Origin of the sequence: Pseudonocardia kunmingensis, from assembly GCF_006716445.1 — a bacterium.
Classification (GTDB): Bacteria; Actinomycetota; Actinomycetes; order Mycobacteriales; family Pseudonocardiaceae; genus Pseudonocardia; species Pseudonocardia kunmingensis.
The window spans coordinates 559,843-577,888 of sequence record NZ_VFPA01000003.1 but is presented as its reverse complement, the minus strand read 5'-3'; the positions used below and the strand labels follow the sequence as shown (position 1 = coordinate 577,888).

At 75.2% G+C, this 18,046-nt stretch carries 21 protein-coding genes; 13 read left to right on the top strand and 8 right to left on the bottom strand.

The window, feature by feature from the left end; all coding sequences use genetic code 11:
• The first annotated feature begins 9 nt into the window (after positions 1 to 9).
• Complete coding sequence (gene recO, locus FB558_RS25620) at positions 10 to 780, top strand: DNA repair protein RecO (protein ID WP_142057611.1); 771 nt, start codon at positions 10 to 12, stop codon at positions 778 to 780.
• 25 nt (positions 781 to 805) lie between these two features.
• Here recO and FB558_RS25615 read toward each other — a convergent pair whose 3' ends face one another.
• The 3 genes from FB558_RS25615 to FB558_RS25605 are packed head-to-tail and all read right to left on the bottom strand — an operon-like array spanning position 806 to position 3,386.
• The gene (locus FB558_RS25615) at positions 806 to 1,450 is read right to left on the bottom strand and encodes a response regulator (RefSeq protein WP_142057609.1); all 645 of its coding nucleotides are present in this window, start codon (positions 1,448 to 1,450) and stop codon (positions 806 to 808) included.
• The gene (locus FB558_RS25610; RefSeq protein ID WP_142057607.1) at positions 1,441 to 2,577 is read right to left on the bottom strand and encodes a sensor histidine kinase; all 1,137 of its coding nucleotides are present in this window, start codon (positions 2,575 to 2,577) and stop codon (positions 1,441 to 1,443) included. The genes FB558_RS25615 and FB558_RS25610 overlap by 10 nt, the downstream gene beginning before the upstream one ends.
• A gap of 26 nt (positions 2,578 to 2,603) precedes the next feature.
• The gene (locus FB558_RS25605) at positions 2,604 to 3,386 is read right to left on the bottom strand and encodes a DeoR/GlpR family DNA-binding transcription regulator (RefSeq protein ID WP_142057605.1); all 783 of its coding nucleotides are present in this window, start codon (positions 3,384 to 3,386) and stop codon (positions 2,604 to 2,606) included.
• Positions 3,387 to 3,518: 132 nt separating this feature from the next.
• On the opposite strand from FB558_RS25605, the gene FB558_RS25600 reads away from it, so the two are divergent.
• The 9 genes from FB558_RS25600 to FB558_RS25560 all read left to right on the top strand — a co-directional run bounded on the left by FB558_RS25600 (position 3,519) and on the right by FB558_RS25560 (position 13,053).
• Positions 3,519 to 4,808, top strand: a complete 1,290-nt coding sequence (locus FB558_RS25600) for an extracellular solute-binding protein (RefSeq protein ID WP_142057603.1) — start codon at positions 3,519 to 3,521, stop codon at positions 4,806 to 4,808.
• A gap of 88 nt (positions 4,809 to 4,896) precedes the next feature.
• Positions 4,897 to 5,820, top strand: coding sequence for a carbohydrate ABC transporter permease (locus FB558_RS25595; RefSeq protein WP_211366840.1), 924 nt, complete (start codon positions 4,897 to 4,899; stop codon positions 5,818 to 5,820).
• The gene (locus tag FB558_RS25590; RefSeq protein WP_142057601.1) at positions 5,817 to 6,737 is read left to right on the top strand and encodes a carbohydrate ABC transporter permease; all 921 of its coding nucleotides are present in this window, start codon (positions 5,817 to 5,819) and stop codon (positions 6,735 to 6,737) included. The genes FB558_RS25595 and FB558_RS25590 overlap by 4 nt, the downstream gene beginning before the upstream one ends.
• A 25-nt stretch (positions 6,738 to 6,762) precedes the next feature.
• Positions 6,763 to 7,644, top strand: coding sequence for an SIS domain-containing protein (locus FB558_RS25585; protein ID WP_142057599.1), 882 nt, complete (start codon positions 6,763 to 6,765; stop codon positions 7,642 to 7,644).
• Between the two features lie 2 nt (positions 7,645 to 7,646).
• Entirely contained in the window at positions 7,647 to 8,576 is a 930-nt protein-coding gene (locus FB558_RS25580; RefSeq protein ID WP_246106742.1) for an ROK family protein, read from the top strand.
• 5 nt (positions 8,577 to 8,581) lie between these two features.
• Positions 8,582 to 9,697, top strand: a complete 1,116-nt coding sequence (nagA, locus tag FB558_RS25575) for an N-acetylglucosamine-6-phosphate deacetylase (RefSeq protein ID WP_211366933.1) — start codon at positions 8,582 to 8,584, stop codon at positions 9,695 to 9,697.
• Positions 9,694 to 10,620 carry a 1-phosphofructokinase family hexose kinase gene (locus FB558_RS25570; RefSeq protein ID WP_142057595.1) on the top strand — a complete coding sequence of 309 codons (927 nt, stop codon included), beginning with the start codon at positions 9,694 to 9,696 and terminating at the stop codon, positions 10,618 to 10,620. The genes nagA and FB558_RS25570 overlap by 4 nt, the downstream gene beginning before the upstream one ends.
• Positions 10,598 to 11,446, top strand: a complete 849-nt coding sequence (locus tag FB558_RS25565; protein ID WP_142057593.1) for a class II fructose-bisphosphate aldolase — start codon at positions 10,598 to 10,600, stop codon at positions 11,444 to 11,446. Before FB558_RS25570 ends, FB558_RS25565 begins: the two co-directional genes overlap by 23 nt.
• Positions 11,443 to 13,053: a DUF4091 domain-containing protein gene (locus FB558_RS25560; protein ID WP_142057591.1), complete on the top strand. Its 1,611-nt coding sequence runs from the start codon at positions 11,443 to 11,445 to the stop codon at positions 13,051 to 13,053. Before FB558_RS25565 ends, FB558_RS25560 begins: the two co-directional genes overlap by 4 nt.
• A 5-nt stretch (positions 13,054 to 13,058) precedes the next feature.
• Here FB558_RS25560 and FB558_RS25555 read toward each other — a convergent pair whose 3' ends face one another.
• The gene (locus FB558_RS25555) at positions 13,059 to 13,820 is read right to left on the bottom strand and encodes a DedA family protein (RefSeq protein WP_142057589.1); all 762 of its coding nucleotides are present in this window, start codon (positions 13,818 to 13,820) and stop codon (positions 13,059 to 13,061) included.
• Positions 13,821 to 13,916: 96 nt separating this feature from the next.
• On the opposite strand from FB558_RS25555, the gene FB558_RS25550 reads away from it, so the two are divergent.
• On the top strand, positions 13,917 to 14,834 hold the full coding sequence (locus FB558_RS25550; protein WP_142057587.1) for an isoprenyl transferase: 918 nt from the start codon (positions 13,917 to 13,919) through the stop codon (positions 14,832 to 14,834).
• 17 nt (positions 14,835 to 14,851) lie between these two features.
• Positions 14,852 to 15,232: a hypothetical protein gene (locus FB558_RS25545; protein WP_142059074.1), complete on the top strand. Its 381-nt coding sequence runs from the start codon at positions 14,852 to 14,854 to the stop codon at positions 15,230 to 15,232.
• Positions 15,233 to 15,253: 21 nt separating this feature from the next.
• Here the strand turns inward: FB558_RS25545 and FB558_RS25540 are convergent, their stop codons facing one another.
• From FB558_RS25540 to FB558_RS25530, 3 genes are all read right to left on the bottom strand, one after another.
• On the bottom strand, positions 15,254 to 15,448 hold the full coding sequence (locus tag FB558_RS25540; RefSeq protein WP_142057585.1) for a DUF1918 domain-containing protein: 195 nt from the start codon (positions 15,446 to 15,448) through the stop codon (positions 15,254 to 15,256).
• A gap of 140 nt (positions 15,449 to 15,588) precedes the next feature.
• Positions 15,589 to 16,017: a Fur family transcriptional regulator gene (locus FB558_RS25535; RefSeq protein ID WP_142057582.1), complete on the bottom strand. Its 429-nt coding sequence runs from the start codon at positions 16,015 to 16,017 to the stop codon at positions 15,589 to 15,591.
• Positions 16,014 to 16,418 carry an ArsR/SmtB family transcription factor gene (locus FB558_RS25530; RefSeq protein WP_211366839.1) on the bottom strand — a complete coding sequence of 135 codons (405 nt, stop codon included), beginning with the start codon at positions 16,416 to 16,418 and terminating at the stop codon, positions 16,014 to 16,016. The genes FB558_RS25535 and FB558_RS25530 overlap by 4 nt, the downstream gene beginning before the upstream one ends.
• 97 nt (positions 16,419 to 16,515) lie before the next feature.
• Between FB558_RS25530 and FB558_RS25525 the strand changes: the two genes are divergently transcribed.
• Positions 16,516 to 16,830, top strand: a complete 315-nt coding sequence (locus FB558_RS25525) for an antibiotic biosynthesis monooxygenase family protein (protein WP_142057580.1) — start codon at positions 16,516 to 16,518, stop codon at positions 16,828 to 16,830.
• A gap of 10 nt (positions 16,831 to 16,840) precedes the next feature.
• Here FB558_RS25525 and FB558_RS25520 read toward each other — a convergent pair whose 3' ends face one another.
• Positions 16,841 to 18,022, bottom strand: coding sequence for a winged helix DNA-binding domain-containing protein (locus tag FB558_RS25520; protein ID WP_142057578.1), 1,182 nt, complete (start codon positions 18,020 to 18,022; stop codon positions 16,841 to 16,843).
• Positions 18,023 to 18,046: the final 24 nt, after the last annotated feature.

Genomic DNA, 18,046 nt, shown 5'->3' with positions numbered 1-18,046 from the left:
TGGCGCGCGATGAGCCTCTACCGCGACACCGGGCTGGTGCTGCGGGTGCAGAAGCTCGGCGAGGCCGACCGCATCGTCACGCTGCTCACCCGCCACCGCGGGAAGGTGCGTGCCGTGGCCAAGGGGGTGCGGCGCACGCGGTCGCGCTGGGGGGCCCGGCTGGAGCCGTTCAACCACGTCGACGTGCAGTGCTACACGGGCAGATCCCTCGACGTCGTCACCCAGGCCCAGACGGTCGACGCCTTCGGTGCGGGCATCCTCGGCGACTACGCGCGCTACACCTCCGGCTGCGCGATCCTGGAGACCGCCGACCGGCTCGTCGCCGAGGAGGGCGAGCCCGCGCTGCGCGTCTACCTGCTGCTCGTCGGCGCGATCCGGGCGCTCGCCGACGGGGAGCGCGACGCCTCGCTGGTGCTGGACGCGTTCCTGCTGCGCGCCATGACCCACGCCGGCTGGGCGCCCGCGATCAGCGAGTGCGCGCGGTGCGCCGAGCCCGGCCCGCACCCGGCGTTCAACATCGCCGCCGGGGGTGCCGTGTGCCCCCGCTGCCGCCCGCCCGGCTCGGTCATGCCGTCGCGGGAGACGTTCGCGCTGCTCGACGCCCTGCTGCACGGCGACTGGAACGCCGCGGACGGCGCCGCCCCCGCCACCCGTCGCGACACGAGCGGCCTCGTGGCCGCGCACCTGCAGTGGCACCTGGAGCGGCAGCTGCGGTCGCTGCCGCTGGTGGAGCGGGTGATCGCCGATCGGGTGCGCTCACCGACGTCGGGGCCGCAGTGAGTGCACCGAACCGGCGATCACCCCGTCACGAACCCAGGTACCGCAGCACCGCCAGCACCCGGCGGCTGTAACCGGCCGTCTCCGGGATGCCCAGCTTCCCGAGGATCGACGCCACGTGCTTCTCCACGGCGCTGACCGACATCCGCAGCCGCTCGGCGGTGCCTGCGTTGGTGAGCCCCTCGGCCATGGCGTCGAGCACGTCGCGCTCGCGCGGGGTGAGCCGGGAGAGCGGGTCGGTGCGGCGGCCCGCGGCGAGCAGCTGGCGCACCACCTCGGGGTCGAACGCCGCGCCGCCCGCCCCGACCCGCTCCAGCGCGTCCAGGAACTCCCCGACCTGCGCGACCCGGTCCTTGAGCAGGTAGCCGACGCGGCCGCCGTCGCCGCCGATCAGCTGCGCGGTGTGCCGGCGCTCCACGTACTGCGACAGCACGAGCACGCCCACCTCCGGCCAGCGCCGCCGGATCTCCAGCGCGGCGACCACACCTTCGTCGCTGTGCGTGGGAGGCATCCGGACGTCGGCGACGACGACGTCGGGCTGCTCCTGCTCGACGGCCCCGAGCAGGGCGCGCGCGTCCCCGACGGCGGCGAGCACCTCGTGGCCCTCGTCGACGAGCAGGCGGACCAGGCCCTCGCGCAGCAGGGCCGAGTCCTCGGCGATGGTCACGCGCACGGGAGCTCCGTCTCGACGGTGGTCGGCCCGCCCGGCGGGCTGTGGACGCGGAACGTGCCGTCGGCGGCATCGACCCGGCGGGCGAGCCCCGCCAGCCCGCCGCCGGTCGGGTCGGCGCCGCCCCGGCCGTCGTCGCGGACGCTCACCCGCAGCAGACCGTCCGCGGCCCGCACCGAGACGTCGACGCCGAGCGCGCCCGAGTGCTTCGCCGCGTTCGTCACCGCCTCGCTGACGACGAACCAGGCAACGGCGCGGACGTCGGCGGGCGGTTCGGAAGGCAGCTCGCAGCGGATGCGGACCGGCAGCGGCGCGCGCTCGGCCACCGACTCCAGCGCGGTGGCCAGGCCGCCGGTGTCCAGTGCCGCGGGGTAGACCCGCCACGACACGTCCCTCAGCTCCACGAGCGCGCGTTGCGCCGCCTCGTGGGCCTGCACGACGAGGGCGTCGGCGCGTTCGGGGTGGCGCCGCGCCCGCCCGAGCAGCATGCCCAGCGCCACCAGCTGCTGCTGGACGCCGTCGTGCAGGTCGCGTTCGATGCGGCGGCGCTCGTCGTCGACGGCGGCGACCACGGCGTCGCGGGTGCGGGCGAGCTCCTCGACGCGCCGTGCGAGCCGTTCCTCCCGGGACGGTGCGAGCAGCCGGGTCCGCAGCAGGCGTTCCCACCGCGCGACCCCGGCCGCGCCGGCAAGGGCGAGGTAGAGCAGTACGGCGCCGGGCACGCTGTAGTAGGCGACGACCGCACCGGTGATCACTTCTTCTGTGTCCTCGCCGAGCCAGCGGGTGCCGGTGGCCCACGACCACAGGATCGTCGCCGCGTACCACGTGCCGAGGCCGAGCAGGGCCAGCACGGCCCCGCCCAGCAGGCCGGCGGGGATCCGGGCCGCGAGGTAGCGCAGGGCGCGCGCCGGCGACGCGGCGGCGGGCCCGCCGGTGCCGCCCAGCAGCACCGTGACGCGGCGGCGTTCGAGCGCCGCGAGCCGGACGCCGAGCCGCTCGGCGGCGGGCCGCAGTGCAGGCACCAGCAGGGCGACGGCGACCGGGAGCGCGAGCAGCAGGTGCGCGGCGGCGGAGGCGGCGCCGAGGACGAGACCGGCCCCGGTCCGCGTCCAGGCGCGCACGATCCCCACGGGGTGAAGGCTACTGCGGCGCGCGATCACGCCCGGAGCACGCGCACCCCCTGCTCCTCGAACCGCTCGACGACGTCGTCGGGAGCGCCGGAGTCGGTGACGAGGGTGTGCATCTCGTGCACGTGGCAGATGCGGGCGAAGGCGCGCTTGTCGAGCTTCGAGCTGTCGGCGACCACGACGACCTGCCGCGCGTGGCCCGCCATCAGACGGTTGATGCTCGCCTCGCCCTCGTGGTGGGCGCTGGCGCCGTGGCGGGAGTGCAGCCCGTCCACCCCGAGGAAGACCATGTCGAGGGTCAGCTCGTCGAGCACGCGCCCGACCAGGGGGCCGATGAGCTCGTAGGACTGGTGGCGGGCGACGCCGCCGGTGACGACCACCTTGATGTGCGGGCGCACGGTCAGGTCGGCCGCGATGTTGAGCGCGTTCGTCACGACGGTGACCTCGCCCGCGCCGCCCGCGGCGGCGTCGCTGCGCACGGCGAGGGCCCTGGCGACCTCGGTGGTGGTGGTCCCGCCGTTCATGCCCAGCACCGCGCCCGGCCCGACGAGCCCCGCGGCGACCTCGGCGATGCGCTGCTTCTCCTCGGCGCGCCGCGCGGTCTTGTAGCGCAGCGGGAGGTCGTAGGCCACGTTCCCGGCGATCGCGCCGCCGTGGGTCCGCACGAGCAGTTGCTGCTGGGCGAGGTGGTCGAGGTCGCGCCGGATCGTCGCGGGGGACACGCCGAGCGCGGTGGCCGCGTCGTCGACCTCGATGCGCTCCTGCTCCGCGAGCAGCCCGAGCAGCGCGGTGAGGCGCTCGTGCCGGGTCATCGTGGTCCTCCCTGGGCAGTGCTGGCCCGCAGAGCGTAGCGGTGCTCGTCTCTGTTCGTTTGCCTCTTGATTCGCGCATATAAGTGCACATAGGGTGCGGTCGAGCGACAGGGCACACCAGCGGAGGTCGACGTGCACGTGAAGCCAGGGCGCCGGTCTCCGGTGCGTGCACTGGCCGTGGCTGCGGCGGCGGCGCTCGGCCTCGCCGGATGCGCGAGCGAACCGGCGGACGAGGTGGTGACCATCGAGTTCGCGGCGTGGGTTCCCGGCATCGAGCGGGTCGTGCAGCTCTACAACGACACCCACGACCACATCGAGGTCGATTACCGACCCATCCCCAGCGGCGACCAGGCCAAGATCTCGACCGCCATCGACGCGGGCACCGGCCCCGACGTCACGCAGATCAGCCAGTACAAGGTGCCGGACTACGCGATCAGCGGCCGGGCCGCGCCGATCGGCGCGTACGTCGGTGACGCGGCGCAGCGGTTCCCGCAGGCCGCCTGGAGCACCGTCGCCTACGGCGGTGAGGTGTACGGGGTGCCGCAGGACCTCGGCCCGATGGTGCTGTACTACCGCGCCGACCTCTTCGAGCGGTACGGGCTCGCGGTGCCCCGCACCTGGGAGGAGTTCCGGCAGACCGCGGCCCAGGTGCGGCAGGTCGCGCCCGAGGCCCACCTCACGGCCGTCCCGCCCAACGACCCCACCTGGTGGCAGGGGCTGCTGTGGCAGTCCGGCACGGCGTGGTCGGGGATCGAGGGGCAGTCGTGGGTCGCGGCGATCGACTCGCCACCCTCGCAGCGGGTGGCGCAGTACTGGCAGTCGATGCTCGACGAGGACCTCGTGGTGCCCGAGCAGGGGCTGAGCCCGGCGTTCTGGAACGCCACCCAGCAGGACCGCATCCTCGCCATCCCGCACGCCAACTGGTTCGCCGAGTTCCTGGCCACGAACGTCGCCGACCAGGAGGGCCGGTGGGCCGTCGCGCCGCTGCCCACCTGGGAGGGTTCCGACGCCACGGGGGACACCGGGGGCAGCGCCAACATCGTGTCGTCCGCCTCGGAGCACCCGCGGGAGGCGGCCGAGTTCCTGGTGTGGATGAACACGGACCCGGGCAGCCTGGCGATCCTCATCGAGACCGCCGGGCTGCTGCCCGCCGCCACCGCGGGCCTCGAGCTGTCCGCCGCGGCACCCGGCGTCGCCTACTTCGGCGGCCAGGAGATCAGTGACGTGTTCGTCGACGCGGCCGCGCGCCTGCCGGTCACCTGGTCCTACGGGCCGGGCATGTCCCAGGCCTACGAGGACTTCGGCGACGCGATGGCCGGCGTGATCGCGGGGCGGGAGACGATCCCGCAGGTCATCGGCCAGGTGCAGGAGTCGACGGTGCAGCTCCTGCGGTCGCAGGGGCTGGGCGTGACCGTCCCGTGAACGCAAGCAGGCCCGACGATGGAAGGGGTTCGATGACGACCACTCGTGGCTCGCGCGCGGCGAGCGGCACGGCGGATCGGGGCCGGTCGTGAGCATCGCCGTGGCACCGGTGGCGGCGCCGGGCGACGCGGGGCGGTCCCGGCGGCGCCGGGCCGACCGGATCGCCTACACCTTCCTCGCGCCGTTCCTCGTGCTGTTCGTCGTGTTCGCGGTGCTGCCGATCCTGCTCGCCGTGTACAGCAGCCTGTTCTCGGTGCGCCGCTCCGGCCTCGGGCTCGACGGGGGCACGCTGCACTTCGTCGGCCTGGAGAACTACGCGGTCGCGCTCACCTCGCCCGAGCTGATCGGCGGCGTGCTGCGGATGGTCGGTTTCGGGCTGGTGCAGGTGCCGATCATGCTGGCGATCTCGCTGGTCCTCGCGCTCGTCTTCGACGCGGGCGGGTCCCGCCGCCTGCACCCCGTGCTGCGCACGGTCTACCTGCTGCCCTACGCGGTGCCGGGTGTGATCGGCGCGCTCGCCTGGGGGTTCCTGTACACCCCGCAGACCAGCCCCCTCTCGGGCATGGTCGGGCTGGACTTCCTCGGCGAGTCCACCGTGCTGTTCTCCATCGGCAACGTCGTCACGTGGGCGTTCGTCGGGATCAACATGACGATCCTGTTCGCCGCGCTGCGCGGCCTGCCGCGCGACGCCTACGAGGCCGCCCGCCTGGACGGGGCGGGGGAGCTGCGGATCGCCTGGTCGATCAAGGTGCCGCAGCTGCGCGCCGCGCTGACGATGACCACGGTCATCTCGATCGTCGGGACGCTGCAGCTGTTCACCGAGCCCACCATCCTGCGCAACCTCACGTCGGCGGTGTCCGCCTCCTACACGCCGAACATGGCGATCCACTCCATCGCGTTCGGGGCGCAGAACCCGCAGCTCGCCTCGGCGACCGCGATCCTGCTCGCCCTCGTGGCCTTCGTCTTCTCCTTCGGGTTCCTCACCCTGGCCCAGCGCAGGAGCGCCCGATGACCGGACTGCCCCAGCTCGCCCCGTCCGCGCCCGCTCCCGCCCCCGCTCGGGAGGCCGCGCCGGCGCCGCGCCGGCCGCGCCGCTCGCTGTGGTGGTGGCTCACCACCGTCCTGCTGCTGGGCGTGGCGGGCTACTTCCTGCTGCCGGTCTACTGGCTGGCGCTGGCCGCGTCGAAGGAGCAGTCGGACCTCTACGCCACCAACGGCCTGGTCCCGGGGGAGTTCCACCTGTGGGAGAACCTGGTGGCGCTCACCGCGGAGAACGACGGGATCTTCTGGCGCTGGATGCTGAACTCCGTCGTCTACACCGGCGGGGGTGCGCTCGGCTGCGCCTTCATCTGCGCGCTCGCCGGCTACGCGCTGGCCGTCTACGACTTCCGCGGCAAGTCGATCGTCTTCGTGGCGATCATCGCCAGCGTGCTCGTGCCGAACACGGTGCAGGTGCTGCCGATCTACCAGATGCTGCTCGCGCTGAACCTCGTGGACACCTACTGGGGCGTCCTGCTGCCGGTGCTGGTGCTGCCGTTCGGCGTCTACCTGGCGCGGGTGTACGCGGAGAGCAGCATCCCGCCCGAGCTGCTGGAGGCCGGGCGCGTCGACGGGGCGGGGGAGTTCCGGCTGTTCTTCACCGTCGGGTTGCGGATCATGCTCCCCGGGGTGCTGATGGTGTTCCTGTTCGCGTTCATCAACATCTGGAACAACTTCTTCCTGCCGCTGATCGTGCTCTACGACGAGCGGCTCTACCCGCTCACGCTCGGGCTCTACAGCTGGAACCAGAGCGGTCTCGCCGAGCAGCCCGAGCTCCAGCACCTCGTCGTCGTCGGGTCGTTCGTGTCGATGGTCCCGCTGGTCGTGCTGTTCCTGACCCTGCAGGACCAGTGGCGGTCGGGGCTCACCGCGGGTGGCGTGAAGTTCTAGTGCCTACGAGGAAGGACGAACGAGGGTGAGCAAGACCAGCGAGGAGATCGCGAGCCAGCCGGAGTGCTGGGAGCGGGCCGCGAGCGAGGTGGACCGGCACCGGGGCGCCCTGCCCGCCGCCGGCGAGCGGGTGGCGGTGGTCGGCTGCGGGACGTCGTGGTTCGTCGCGCAGGCCTACGCCAGTGCCCGGGAGGGTGCGGGGCTCGGGGAGACCGACGCCTTCGCCGCGTCGGAGCTGCCGGTCGGTCGGGCCTACGACCGGGTGCTCGCGATCACCCGCTCCGGCACCACCACCGAGGTGCTGGACGTCCTGCGCGCGCTCCGCGGCAGCGTCCCGTCCGCCGTGATCACGGCGGACGCGGGCACCCCGGTCGTGGACGTCGTCGACGAGGTCGTCGCGCTGCCCTACGCCGACGAGGAGTCGGTCGTCCAGACACGGTTCGCCACCTCCGCGCTCGCGCTGCTGCGGGCGTCGCTCGGGCAGGACCTGGCGCCCGCCGTGCAGGACGCGCGCCGGGCGCTGGCCGACGAGCTCGACCCGCAGCTCGTCGGGGCGTCGCAGCTGACGTTCCTCGGCCGCGGCTGGACCGTGGGCCTCGCCCACGAGGCCGCGCTGAAGCTGCGCGAGGCGGCCTGCGCCTGGACCGAGTCCTACCCCGCGCTCGAGTACCGGCACGGGCCGATCAGCATCGCGGGCCCCGGGCGGGTCGTGTGGATGCTCGGCACCGCGCCTCCCGGGCTGGAGGCCGAGGTCCGCGGCATCGGCGGCGCGTTCGTCACCTCCCCGGCCGATCCGATGGCCGAGCTGGTGCGCGTGCACCGCACGGCGGTGGCGAGGTCGGCCGCGGCCGGGCTCGACCCCGACCAGCCGCGCCACCTGACGCGCTCCGTGATCCTCACCGGCTGACCGTGGCCGTCACCTCCGAGCCCGTACTGGCGATCGACGTCGGCGGCACCCGGATGAAGGGGTCCGTCGTCGACGCGGCCGGCCGCGAGCTGCACGGTTGCACGCGTCCCACCCCGCGCGCGGACGGGCCGGACGCGGTCGTCGAGGCGGTCGTGGCGTTCGCGGCCGATCTCACCGCGCGTGCGGGTGGCGTCGCCGCGGCCGGGATCGTCGTGCCCGGCATCGTCGACGAGGACAGCGGCACGGCGGTGCTGTCGGCCAACCTCGGATGGCGCGACCTGCCGATGCGCAGCGTGCTCGAGGCCCGCCTGGGCGTGCCGCTGGCCTTCGGCCAGGACGTGCGGGCCGGCGGCCTCGCCGAGGTCCGCCTCGGTGCGGCCCGGGGCGCGCGCGACGCGCTGTTCGTCCCCATCGGCACCGGCATCGGCGCCGCGGTCGTGCTCGACGGCCGCCCGGTCTCGGGCTCCGGGTTCGCGGGGGAGATCGGGCACCTCGTCGTCGACGCGGGCGGGGCGGCGTGCGGCTGCGGGCTGCGCGGGTGCCTGGAGACCGTCGCGTCCGCACCCGCCGTCGCACGGCGCTACGCGGCGCGCACCGGGCGCGCCACGCCGGTGCCGGAGATCGCCGCGGCCGCGGGCCGGGGCGACGACCCGGCTGCCGTCGCGGTGTGGGCCGAGGCGGTGGACGCCCTCGCCGGCGTGTTCGCCACCTGCGCCACCCTGCTCGGACCCGAGATCGTGGTGGTGGGCGGCGGGCTCGCCGAGTCGGGTGCGCTGCTGCTCGACCCGCTGCGCGCCGCGCTGGACGGGAGGCTGTCGTTCCAGCGCCGCCCGCGCGTGGTGCGCGCGGCCCTCGGTGACCGGGCCGGCGCGCTCGGCGCCGGGTTGATGGCGCGCGAGCGGCTGCAGGCCGGGGTGGGTTCGGCCCGGTGACGATCCTGCTGGGCGGGGCGCGGGTGATCGCGCCTGATGGTGTGCTCGACCCGGGGTGGGTCGAGGTCGACGGTGCGCGCATCGCCCGCGTCGGTGCGGGCGCTCCGCCGCGCGTCCCCGACCACGACCTCGCCGGCAGCTGGGTCACGCCCGGTTTCGTCGACATCCACGTGCACGGCGGCGGCGGGGCCGGGTTCGCCGACGGCCCGGACGCCGCCCGCCGCGTGGTCGCCCACCACCGCAGGAACGGCACGACCACCATGCTGGCGAGCCTCGTCTCGGCGCCGATCGCGGCGCTGGAACGCGACATCGCCCACCTCGCCGAGCTGGTGCAGGACGGCGAGCTCGCCGGCGTCCACCTGGAGGGGCCGTTCCTGAGCGCGGCCCGGTGCGGGGCGCACGACCCGGCTGCGCTGCGGCCGCCCGAGCGCGCCGACGTGGCACGGCTGCTGCGCGCCGGCGGGGGAGCGGTGCGGATGGTCACGCTCGCACCCGAGCTGCCCGGCGGGCCGGAGGCCGTCCGCGCGGTGGTCGCGGCCGGTGCCGTCGCCGCGGTCGGGCACACCGACGCCACCTACGCGGTGACGCGCACGGCGGTCGAGGCCGGGGCGAGGGTCGCGACGCACCTGTTCAACGGCATGCCCGGGGTGCACCACCGCGAGCCCGGCCCGGTCGCCGCCCTGCTGGAGGACGAGCGGGTGGTCGTGGAGCTGATCTGCGACGGCGCCCACCTGCACCCCGCGGTCGTGCGCGCGGCGGCGCGGGCGGCGGGCCCGGACCGGGTCGCGCTCGTCACCGACGCCGTCGACGCCGCCGGCGTCGGGGAGGGCACCTGGACGCTCGGCGGGCGCCGCATCCACGTCGAGGGCGGGGTCGCCCGCCTCGCCGACGGCAGCTCGCTCGCCGGGAGCACGCTCAGCACGTCCGCGGCGCTGCGGGGCGCGGTCGGGGCCGGGATCCCGCTGGTCGACGCCGTCCGCGCGCTGACCGCGACGCCCGCCGCGGTGCTCGGGCTGCCCCGCGTGGGTGCCCTGCGCGCGGGGTACGACGCCGACCTCGTGGTGCTCGACGCCGCGCTCGGCGTGCGGCGCGTGCTGGCGAAGGGGGAGTGGGTCGCGTGATCCTCGCCGTCACCCTCAACGCCGCGCTCGACGTCACCTACGACGTCGACGCGCTCGTCCCGCACGCGACGCACCGGGTGCGCGAGGTCCGCACCCGCGCGGGCGGCAAGGGCGTCAACGTCGCCCGCGTCCTGCGCGCGCTGGGCCACGACGTCGTGGTGAGCGGGTTCGCCGGCGGCGCCACGGGCGCGGCGATCCGGGCCGACCTCGCCGCGGCGGGCCTGCCCGACGCGCTCGTGCCCGTCGCCGGGGAGAGCAGGCGCACGGTCACCGTCGTGGCCGCCGCCGACGGCGACGCCACCCTGTTCAACGAGCCCGGCCCCGAGGTGTCCGACGACGAGTGGGCGGCGTTCGCCGACCGGTTCGCGGTCCTCGCCGCGGGGGCCGACGCGGTGGTCCTCTCCGGCAGTCTGCCCCCCGGTGTCCGCCCCGACGCCTACGCGCGGCTGGTCGCCGCCACCGACGCGCGCACCGTCGTCGACGCCGACGGGCCGGTGCTCGCCGCCGCCCTCGCGGCGCGACCGGACGTGGTCAAACCCAACGCCGCGGAGCTCGCGGCCGTGGCCGGTGCCGGGGATCCGCGGGAGGCCGCGGCGTGGCTGCGCGCCCGCGGCGCCGGTGCCGTGGTGGCCTCGCTGGGCGCCGACGGGCTGCTCGCGGTGACCGCGGACGGGGCGTGGCGCGCCCGCCCGCCGCGGCGCGTCGCGGGGAACCCGACCGGGGCCGGGGACGCGTGCGTCGCCGCGCTCACCGCCGGGCTCGTCGCCGGCGCGGCCTGGCCGGACCTCCTGCGCGACGCCGTGTCGCTGTCGGCGGCCGCCGTCGCGGCCCCCGTGGCGGGCGACGTCGATCTCGACCTCCACCGGCGGCACCGCGCCGCCGTCCACCTCGAGGAGATCCATGCCGCTCACACCGACCGGTGACATCGTCGGCCCCGCCGCGGAGGCGGGGTGCGGGGTCGGCGCGTTCAACGTCATCCAGCTCGAGCACGTCGAGGCCCTCGTCGCGGCGGGGGAGCGGGCGCAGGCCCCGGTCGTGCTGCAGATCAGCGAGAACGCGGCCCGCTACCACGGCGCGCTGGACCCGATCGCCGCCGCGACGATCGCCGCCGCGCGGCGGTCGGCGCCGCCCGTCGCCGTGCACCTCGACCATGCCGAGGACGAGGAGCTGGTGCACCGCGCCGTCGCGCTCGGGTTCGGCTCGGTGATGTTCGACGCCTCCCGGCTCGACTACGCCGACAACGTCCGGCGCACCCGCGAGGTCGCGGCCTTCTGCCACGACCACGGGGTGTGGGTGGAGGCCGAGCTGGGTGAGGTCGGCGGGAAGGACGGCGTGCACGCCCCGGGCGCGCGGACCGACCCGGACCAGGCCGCCGAGTTCGTGGCGGCGACCGGGGTCGACGCGCTCGCCGTGGCGGTCGGGAGCTCGCACGCGATGCTGGAGCGCACCGCGGCACTGGACTTCGCGCTGATCGCCCGGCTGCGCGCGGCCGTACCGGTGCCGCTGGTCCTGCACGGCTCCTCGGGCGTCGCGGACGCCGACCTGGCCCGCGCGGTCGACGCCGGCATGACGAAGATCAATATCGCGACGCACCTGAACCACGTGTTCACCGCCGAGGTCCGCCGCCGGCTGGCCGCGGACCCGGCCGTGGTGGACACCCGCAAGTACCTCGCCCCCGCCCGGGCCGCGGTGGCAGACGAGGCCGCGCGCCTGCTGGGCATGCTGCGGCCGCTGCCGACCCCGAGATGAGGATCATGCTGCACGCCTGGTCGGCGCCCTCGACGCGCCGGTTCTTCCCGTCCTCCCCCGCCGAGGAGGAGCGGCCGCTGCGCCTGGCCGCCGCGCGCGGCGAGCGCGTGGCGTTCCAGGTCGTGTTCCGCACGGGCGAGCAGCCCTGCACCGTGTCGGCGGCGGTGTCCGCGCCGATCCCCGCGACGCTGCGCCGCGTGGGGTACGTGCCGGTGGAGCAGCTGACGGCCGGCGTACCCGCCGAGGAGATCGACGGCCTCGCGCACCTCCCCGGGCCGGCCCCCGACCCGCTCCTGGAGCAGACCGAGATCCCCGCCGGGCCGCACGAGACCCACAGCTTCTGGGTCACCGCCGCGGTGCCGCCCGCGGTCGGGCCGGGCGCCTACGAGGTCCGCGTGGCGCTGCGCCCGGAGGGCGGCGAGCCGCGGCAGGTGAGCGCCGTCCTGGACGTCCACCGCGCGGTGCTCCCCCCGCGCGAGGGGTTCCCCGTCACCAACTGGCTCTACGCCGACGCCCTCTGCGACCACTACGGCGTCGAGCCGTTCGGCGACCGGTTCTGGCAGGTGCTCGACCCCTACCTGCGCAACAACGCCGAGCACGGCTCGGACACGATGTACGTCCCGCTGCTCACCCCGGCGCTCGACGGCGTGAAGCGCCCGACGCAGCTGCTCGGGGTGCACCGCGACGGCGACGGGTACCGGTTCGACTGGACGCTGGTGCAGCGCTGGATCCGCGCCTGCCGGGCGCACGGCATCTCCGGCTTCGAGTGGTCGCACCTGTTCACGCAGTGGGGGGCCGCGCACGCGCCGCGCGTCTACGAGGGCCACGGCGCGGGCGGGCGGGCGCTGTGGGCGGACGGCACCGGCGCCACCTCACCCACCTACGAGGCGTTCCTGGCCCGGCTGCTGCCGGAGCTGGAGCGCTTCCTCGACGCCGAGGGGCTGGTCGGGCGCAGCTGGTTCCACCTGTCCGACGAGCCCTCCGGTGACGAGGCGCTCGCGAACTACCGGGCCGCGCGGCAGCTCCTGCGGACCGTGGCCCCGTGGATGCGGGTGACGGATGCCCTGAGCGACGTGCGCTTCGCCGCGGAGGGGCTCATCGACGTGCCCGTCCCGATCGTGGAGACCGCCCCCGAGTTCCTCGCCGGGGGCTTCCCGGCCTGGGCGTACTTCTGCAACGTGCCGCGCGGGCACTACGTCAACCGGCTGATGGACACCCCGCTGCCCAAGCTGCGGATGCTGGGCTGGCTGCTGCACCGCAGCGGCGCGCAGGGCTTCCTGCACTGGGGCTACAACTACTGGTACCGGCACCTGACCAGCGAGCTCGTCGACCCCTACCGCGTCACCGACGGGGGGCGGGCGCTGCCCAGCGGCGACTGCTTCGCCGTCTACCCCGGGGAGAGCGGGCCGGTCGACTCCACGCGCTGGGAGGTCTTCGCCGAGAGCCTCCAGGACCTCGCGCTCCTGCGGCACTCCGGCGTCGGGCCGCAGGACCCGCTGCTCGGCGAGCTGCACGACTTCGCCCGCTTCCCCCGCGACCCGCGATGGGTGGGCCGGGCCCGGCGCCACGTCCTGGACCGGGTGGCCGCGGTGCAGGCCCGCGACTGACCCGGCTACCGGGGCGGCGGGGGCGCGTCCCGGGGGACGGCCGGCATCCGCTCGGTGACGTCGCCCGCGCCCGGCCTGGGCTGCGGGGCCTGCGTGGGCACCACCGGGATCCGCTCCGTGGGGGCGTCGTCGACCGGCACGGCCCGGCGCCTGCGGGCGATCCGGCGCGCCACGAACACGACGACGGCGATCACGGCCGCCGCGAGCACCGCCTTCGAGAGGATGCCCGCGTAGCCCTCGACGATGTGCCAGTTCTCCCCGAGGAAGTACCCGGCGAGCACGAACACGGAGTTCCAGATGAGGCTGCCGGCCGTGGTGAGCACGAGGAACAGCACGATGCTCATCCGCTCGACGCCCGCGGGCACCGAGATCATGCTGCGCACGATCGGCACCATCCGCCCGAAGAACACCGCCTTCGGGCCGTGCCGGGCGAACCACGCCTCGCCCTTGTCGAGGTCGGCGAGGTCCACGAGCGGCATCCGGTCGACGATCGCGCGCAGCCGGTCGCGGCCGAGCGCGGCGCCGAGCCCGTACAGCGCGAGCGCGCCGACGACGGAGCCGATCGTCGTCCAGACGATCGCGGCGACCAGGCTCAGATCACCCCGCGCGGCGGCGAAGCCGGCCAACGGCAGGAAGACCTCGCTGGGCAGCGGGGGGAACAGGTTCTCGAGTGCGATCGCGAGGCCGACGCCCGGGGCGCCGAGCGCCTCCATGAGGTCGACGACCCAACCGACGATCCCGTCCAGCTCTGGGGCGGTGGCGGTCATGGCCTCCACGCTAGAGGCTCGGGCGGTGTGCCCGGAGTGGGGTGATCGCCGCAGGCACCCTGAGGTTTCCCGCACCCCGGCCCTTAGGGTGGCCCCGTGACCCGGTTCCAGCCCCCGTCGCCGCACCCGTCCGGCGCGCGACCGCCGGCGATCCCGCGGGAGCTGGTGCCGCGGCACGTCGCGCTGGTGATGGACGGTAACGGCCGCTGGGCCAACGCCCGCGGCCTGCCCCGCGTCGAGGGCCACCGCCGCGGTGAGGCCGCGTTCATGGACGTGGTGCGCGGGTCGATCGACATCGGGGTCCGGTGGCTCTCGGTCTACGCCTTCTCCACCGAGAACTGGAAGCGCAGCCCCGACGAGGTGCGCTTCCTCATGGGCTTCAACCGCGACGTGATCCGCCGCCGCGTCGACGAGATGGACGCGATGGGCGTGCGCGTGCGCTGGGCGGGGCGGCGCCCGCGGCTGTGGCGCTCGGTGATCAAGGAGCTCGAGGTCGCCGAGGAGCGGACGAAGGACAACCCGGGGCTGACGGTCACCCTGTGCGTCAACTACGGCGGGCGCGCCGAGATCGCCGACGCGGTCAAGCAGGTGGCCCGCCTCGCCGCCGAGGGCCGGATCAACCCCGACAAGATCGACGAGCGGATGATCGCCCGGCACCTCGACGAGCCGGACATGCCCGACGTCGACCTGTTCGTGCGCTCGTCGGGCGAGCAGCGCACGTCGAACTTCCTGCTCTGGCAGTCGGCCTACGCCGAGATGGTGTTCCTCGACACGCTCTTCCCCGACTTCGACCGGCGCCACCTGTGGGAGGCGATCGAGATCTACGCCCGCCGGGACCGCCGCTTCGGGGGCGCTGCCGAGGCTCGCTTGTCGGGGCCGAGCATCCACACCGAGGCTCGCTTGTCGGGGCCGAGCATCCACACCGAGGCTCGCTTGTCGGGGCCGAGCATCCACACCGAGGCTCGCTTGTCGGGGCCGAGCATCCACACCGACACTCCTGGAGCCGCATCGTGACCGAGACCATCCCGCAGATGCTCGCCGTCGCGAAGGCGGCGCTGGAGCGCTTCCACGACGTCACCGCCGACGAGGACGGCGCGCTGACCTTCGCCCACGGCGGCGTCGTCTGCGCGCTGCAGGGCATGGAGCTGGAGGAGGGCCTCCCGGTCCTCAACCTGACGTGCGTGGTGGCCTGGGACCTGCCCGCGGAGTCGGACGTGCCCACGCAGGTGGCGATGGGCGTGGGGGAGGGCCTGTTCGGCACCCCGCGGGTGATCCGCGGCGAGGCGGGTTGGGACGTCACCTGGCGCTACGCCTTCCCGGCGGTGGGGCTGGACGAGAAGGCGATGGGCACCCTGCTGATGCTCGTGGTGAGCGGCGCCTCCACCCTCCGGGCCGCGCTGGTCCCGGAGTAGGCGAGGACAGATCAGGGTCTGTCATCCACCCCGGGCATCCGGCGCCACGTGCGCGCCGGGGCCGGGCTGGAAGATCGATTCGTGCCCGTCGTGCCAGCGCACCCGGTAGCACGTGCGGTCACCGGAGCCGATCACCTCGAGGACCTCGCCCTCGCGGCGCCCCTGGTCGACGACGGTGCCCTCCACGACGATGTGGTCGCCCGTTCGTGCCTCCATCGGCAGGTCATCCCCTTCCTCCGGTTCGGCTGCCTCCGATGCTCCCGCAGCCGGCCGGTCGGGTCCAGGTTCTTTCGCCGCCTTCCTCCGTTCGGCTACCGCCCCCGCATGCGGCGAATCCCGTTCCGCGACCGGGAGCGTCAGCGGGCTGTGCCGCACTCCTTGCAGAGTCCGAACACCTCGGCCGTGTGGCTCAGCTCCACGAACCCGTGCGCCTCGGCCACGCGCTGCGCCCAGGTCTCCACGGCCGGCCCCTCGATCTCCACGGTGTGGCCGCAGCGGCGGCACACGAGGTGGTGGTGGTGCTCCGCGGTGGCGCAGCGGCGGTAGACGGCCTCGCCGGAGCCGGTGCGCAGGACGTCGACCTCGCCGCCGTCGGCGAGCGTCTGCAACGTGCGGTAGACCGTGGTGAGCCCGATGCCCTCACCGGTGCGGCGCAGCTCCTCGTGGATCTCCTGGGCCGAGCGGAAGTCCTCCAGCCGGTCCAGCAGGGCCGACACCGCGGCCCGCTGCCGCGTGGCGCGCAGCGCGCGCGTGGTGGGCGCCTGCCCGTCCGTGCTCGTGTTCATCGGCCCTCCTCCACGTGTGCGACCGCGTCGACCACGATGTGCGCCAGGTGGTCGTCCACCAGCGAGTACACCACTTCGCGCCCGCGGCGCTCGCCCCGCACCACGCCCGCCGACTTCAGCACCCGCAGGTGCTGGCTGATCAGCGGCTGCGCGACGCCCAGCGCGTCGACGAGGTCGTGCACGCAGCGGTCGGACTCCAGCAGCTGCAGCACCACCGCGATGCGCACGGGCGCGGCCAGCGCCCGCAGCAGGTCGCCTGCGGCGGCCAGCGTGCGCGGGGTGCGCACCGGAGCCGGGGTGGCGGCGGTGTGCCCGTCGACGTGCTCGACGTGATCGTCGGCGGGTAGCCCGCCGTCGGCGGCAGCCGGACCGGCGGGCCCGGTACCTGCGACGATCGACATCGGCGTCCCCATCCCCGGGAGCGGCGGCCACGCCCCCCGGTGCTTCGTCCGTCCGGGCCGCGCCTCCATCGTAGGCGCGTGCTGGAAGGCTGGGGGTGTGCTGCTCGTCTGCCGGTTCGCCACGACCCCCGATCTCCTCGTGCGCGCCCGCACGGCGCTGGAGCTGCTCACCGCGGCGGACGGGTGCCTCGGGGGCGAGCTGGGGCGCTCGGTGGACGAGCCGGACCGCTGGGTGCTCACCGTCCGGTTCGCCTCGGTGGACGCCTACCGCCGGGCGCTCTCGCCGTTCCCGGTGCGCGAGCACGTGGTGCCGCTGCTGTCGGAGGCGGACGCCGATGAGCCCGCGACGTTCGAGACGCTGCTGGAGGCGAGGGCCGGCGCGGTGGAGCAGCACGAGAGCCTCCGCGCCTGACGCCCCGCGGTCATCGGCGTAGTTCGGTCTGGAGGGGAGCGGGGAAGCGGGGTGTGAAGCGGACCTCGCCCAGCAGGGTCTCCAGTGCGTGGGCGGCCTCCTCGATCTCCGTCATCCGCTCGGCGCCCACGTCCTCCAGCACCCGGACGGCCAGCGTGCCGTCCGCGCGCTGCACCCAGCCCCCGACGATGCGGCCGTCGACCCAGACGGTCGGGCCGCCGTTGCCGTTGCGGTCGAACAGCAGCGGCACGTGGGCCGGGTCGAGGTGGAACGCGCGCTGCTTCCAGCCCATCGTGGACGGGTCGAGCCCGGGCAGCAGCGCCACGAACGGCTCCGCCGGGCCGGCCGGGTCGACGTCGTCGGGCAGCACGTGGCCCGGTCCCTCGTCGAGCGCGACCTCCACCGCGCCGACGTCGGCGAGGGCGCGCTTCGTGGTGGCGACCGTCCAGCCGGTCCACCACGCCACGTCGGCACGGGTGCCGGGGCCGAACGCGCGCAGCCAGGAGCGGGCGAGGGCGGCCGCGGCGACCGGCGGGTCGAGCGGGGCGGCGAACTCCGGCGCCCACGCGCTCGCCGCCGCCCACCGGTACTGCCCGTTGATCCACGTGCCGGTCGGGCGGGCGCGCAGCACGCGGCCCTCGAACCCCAGCACCAGCAGCACGCGGGTGTGCGCGGACTGGACGGAAACCTGCCGGCCGCTGCCGATCGTGAGCGGCACCGCGAGGTGCGGCACCCGCGTGCCCAGCTCCCGGGCGCTCAGCGGACCCTCGGCGGCGAGCACGGCGAGGATCTCGTCGGTCGCGGCGGCGACCCAGCGCTCGGGATCGGGCCCCAGCCCGGCGCCGGCGACGGCGTCGAGCAGCAGCGTGCGCTGCCGTGCCAGCAGTGTGACCGTGGACGCGTGGTGCGCCGCCCGGGCGAGCTCGGCGCCGAGGACCCACAGCGTGCGGCGCATCGCGTGGTGGCGCAGGAGCGTGCGCTCGGAGTAGAGCGCCTCGTCCACCGCGGGCAGCCGCGGGTGGCGCATGCGCGCCGCGGCGGACAGGTGCACCGTCACGGGATCGGTCGAGTGCAGCCCGGCCAGGTCGTCGGCGATCGCGACGACGTCGTCGGTGCGCCCGGCCGGGGTGAGCCGGTGTCGGGCGGCGAGGCGGGCACGCCGCTCGGCGGCGTCGATGCGACGGGGAGGCACGCGGCGAGCGTGCCAGAGCACGCT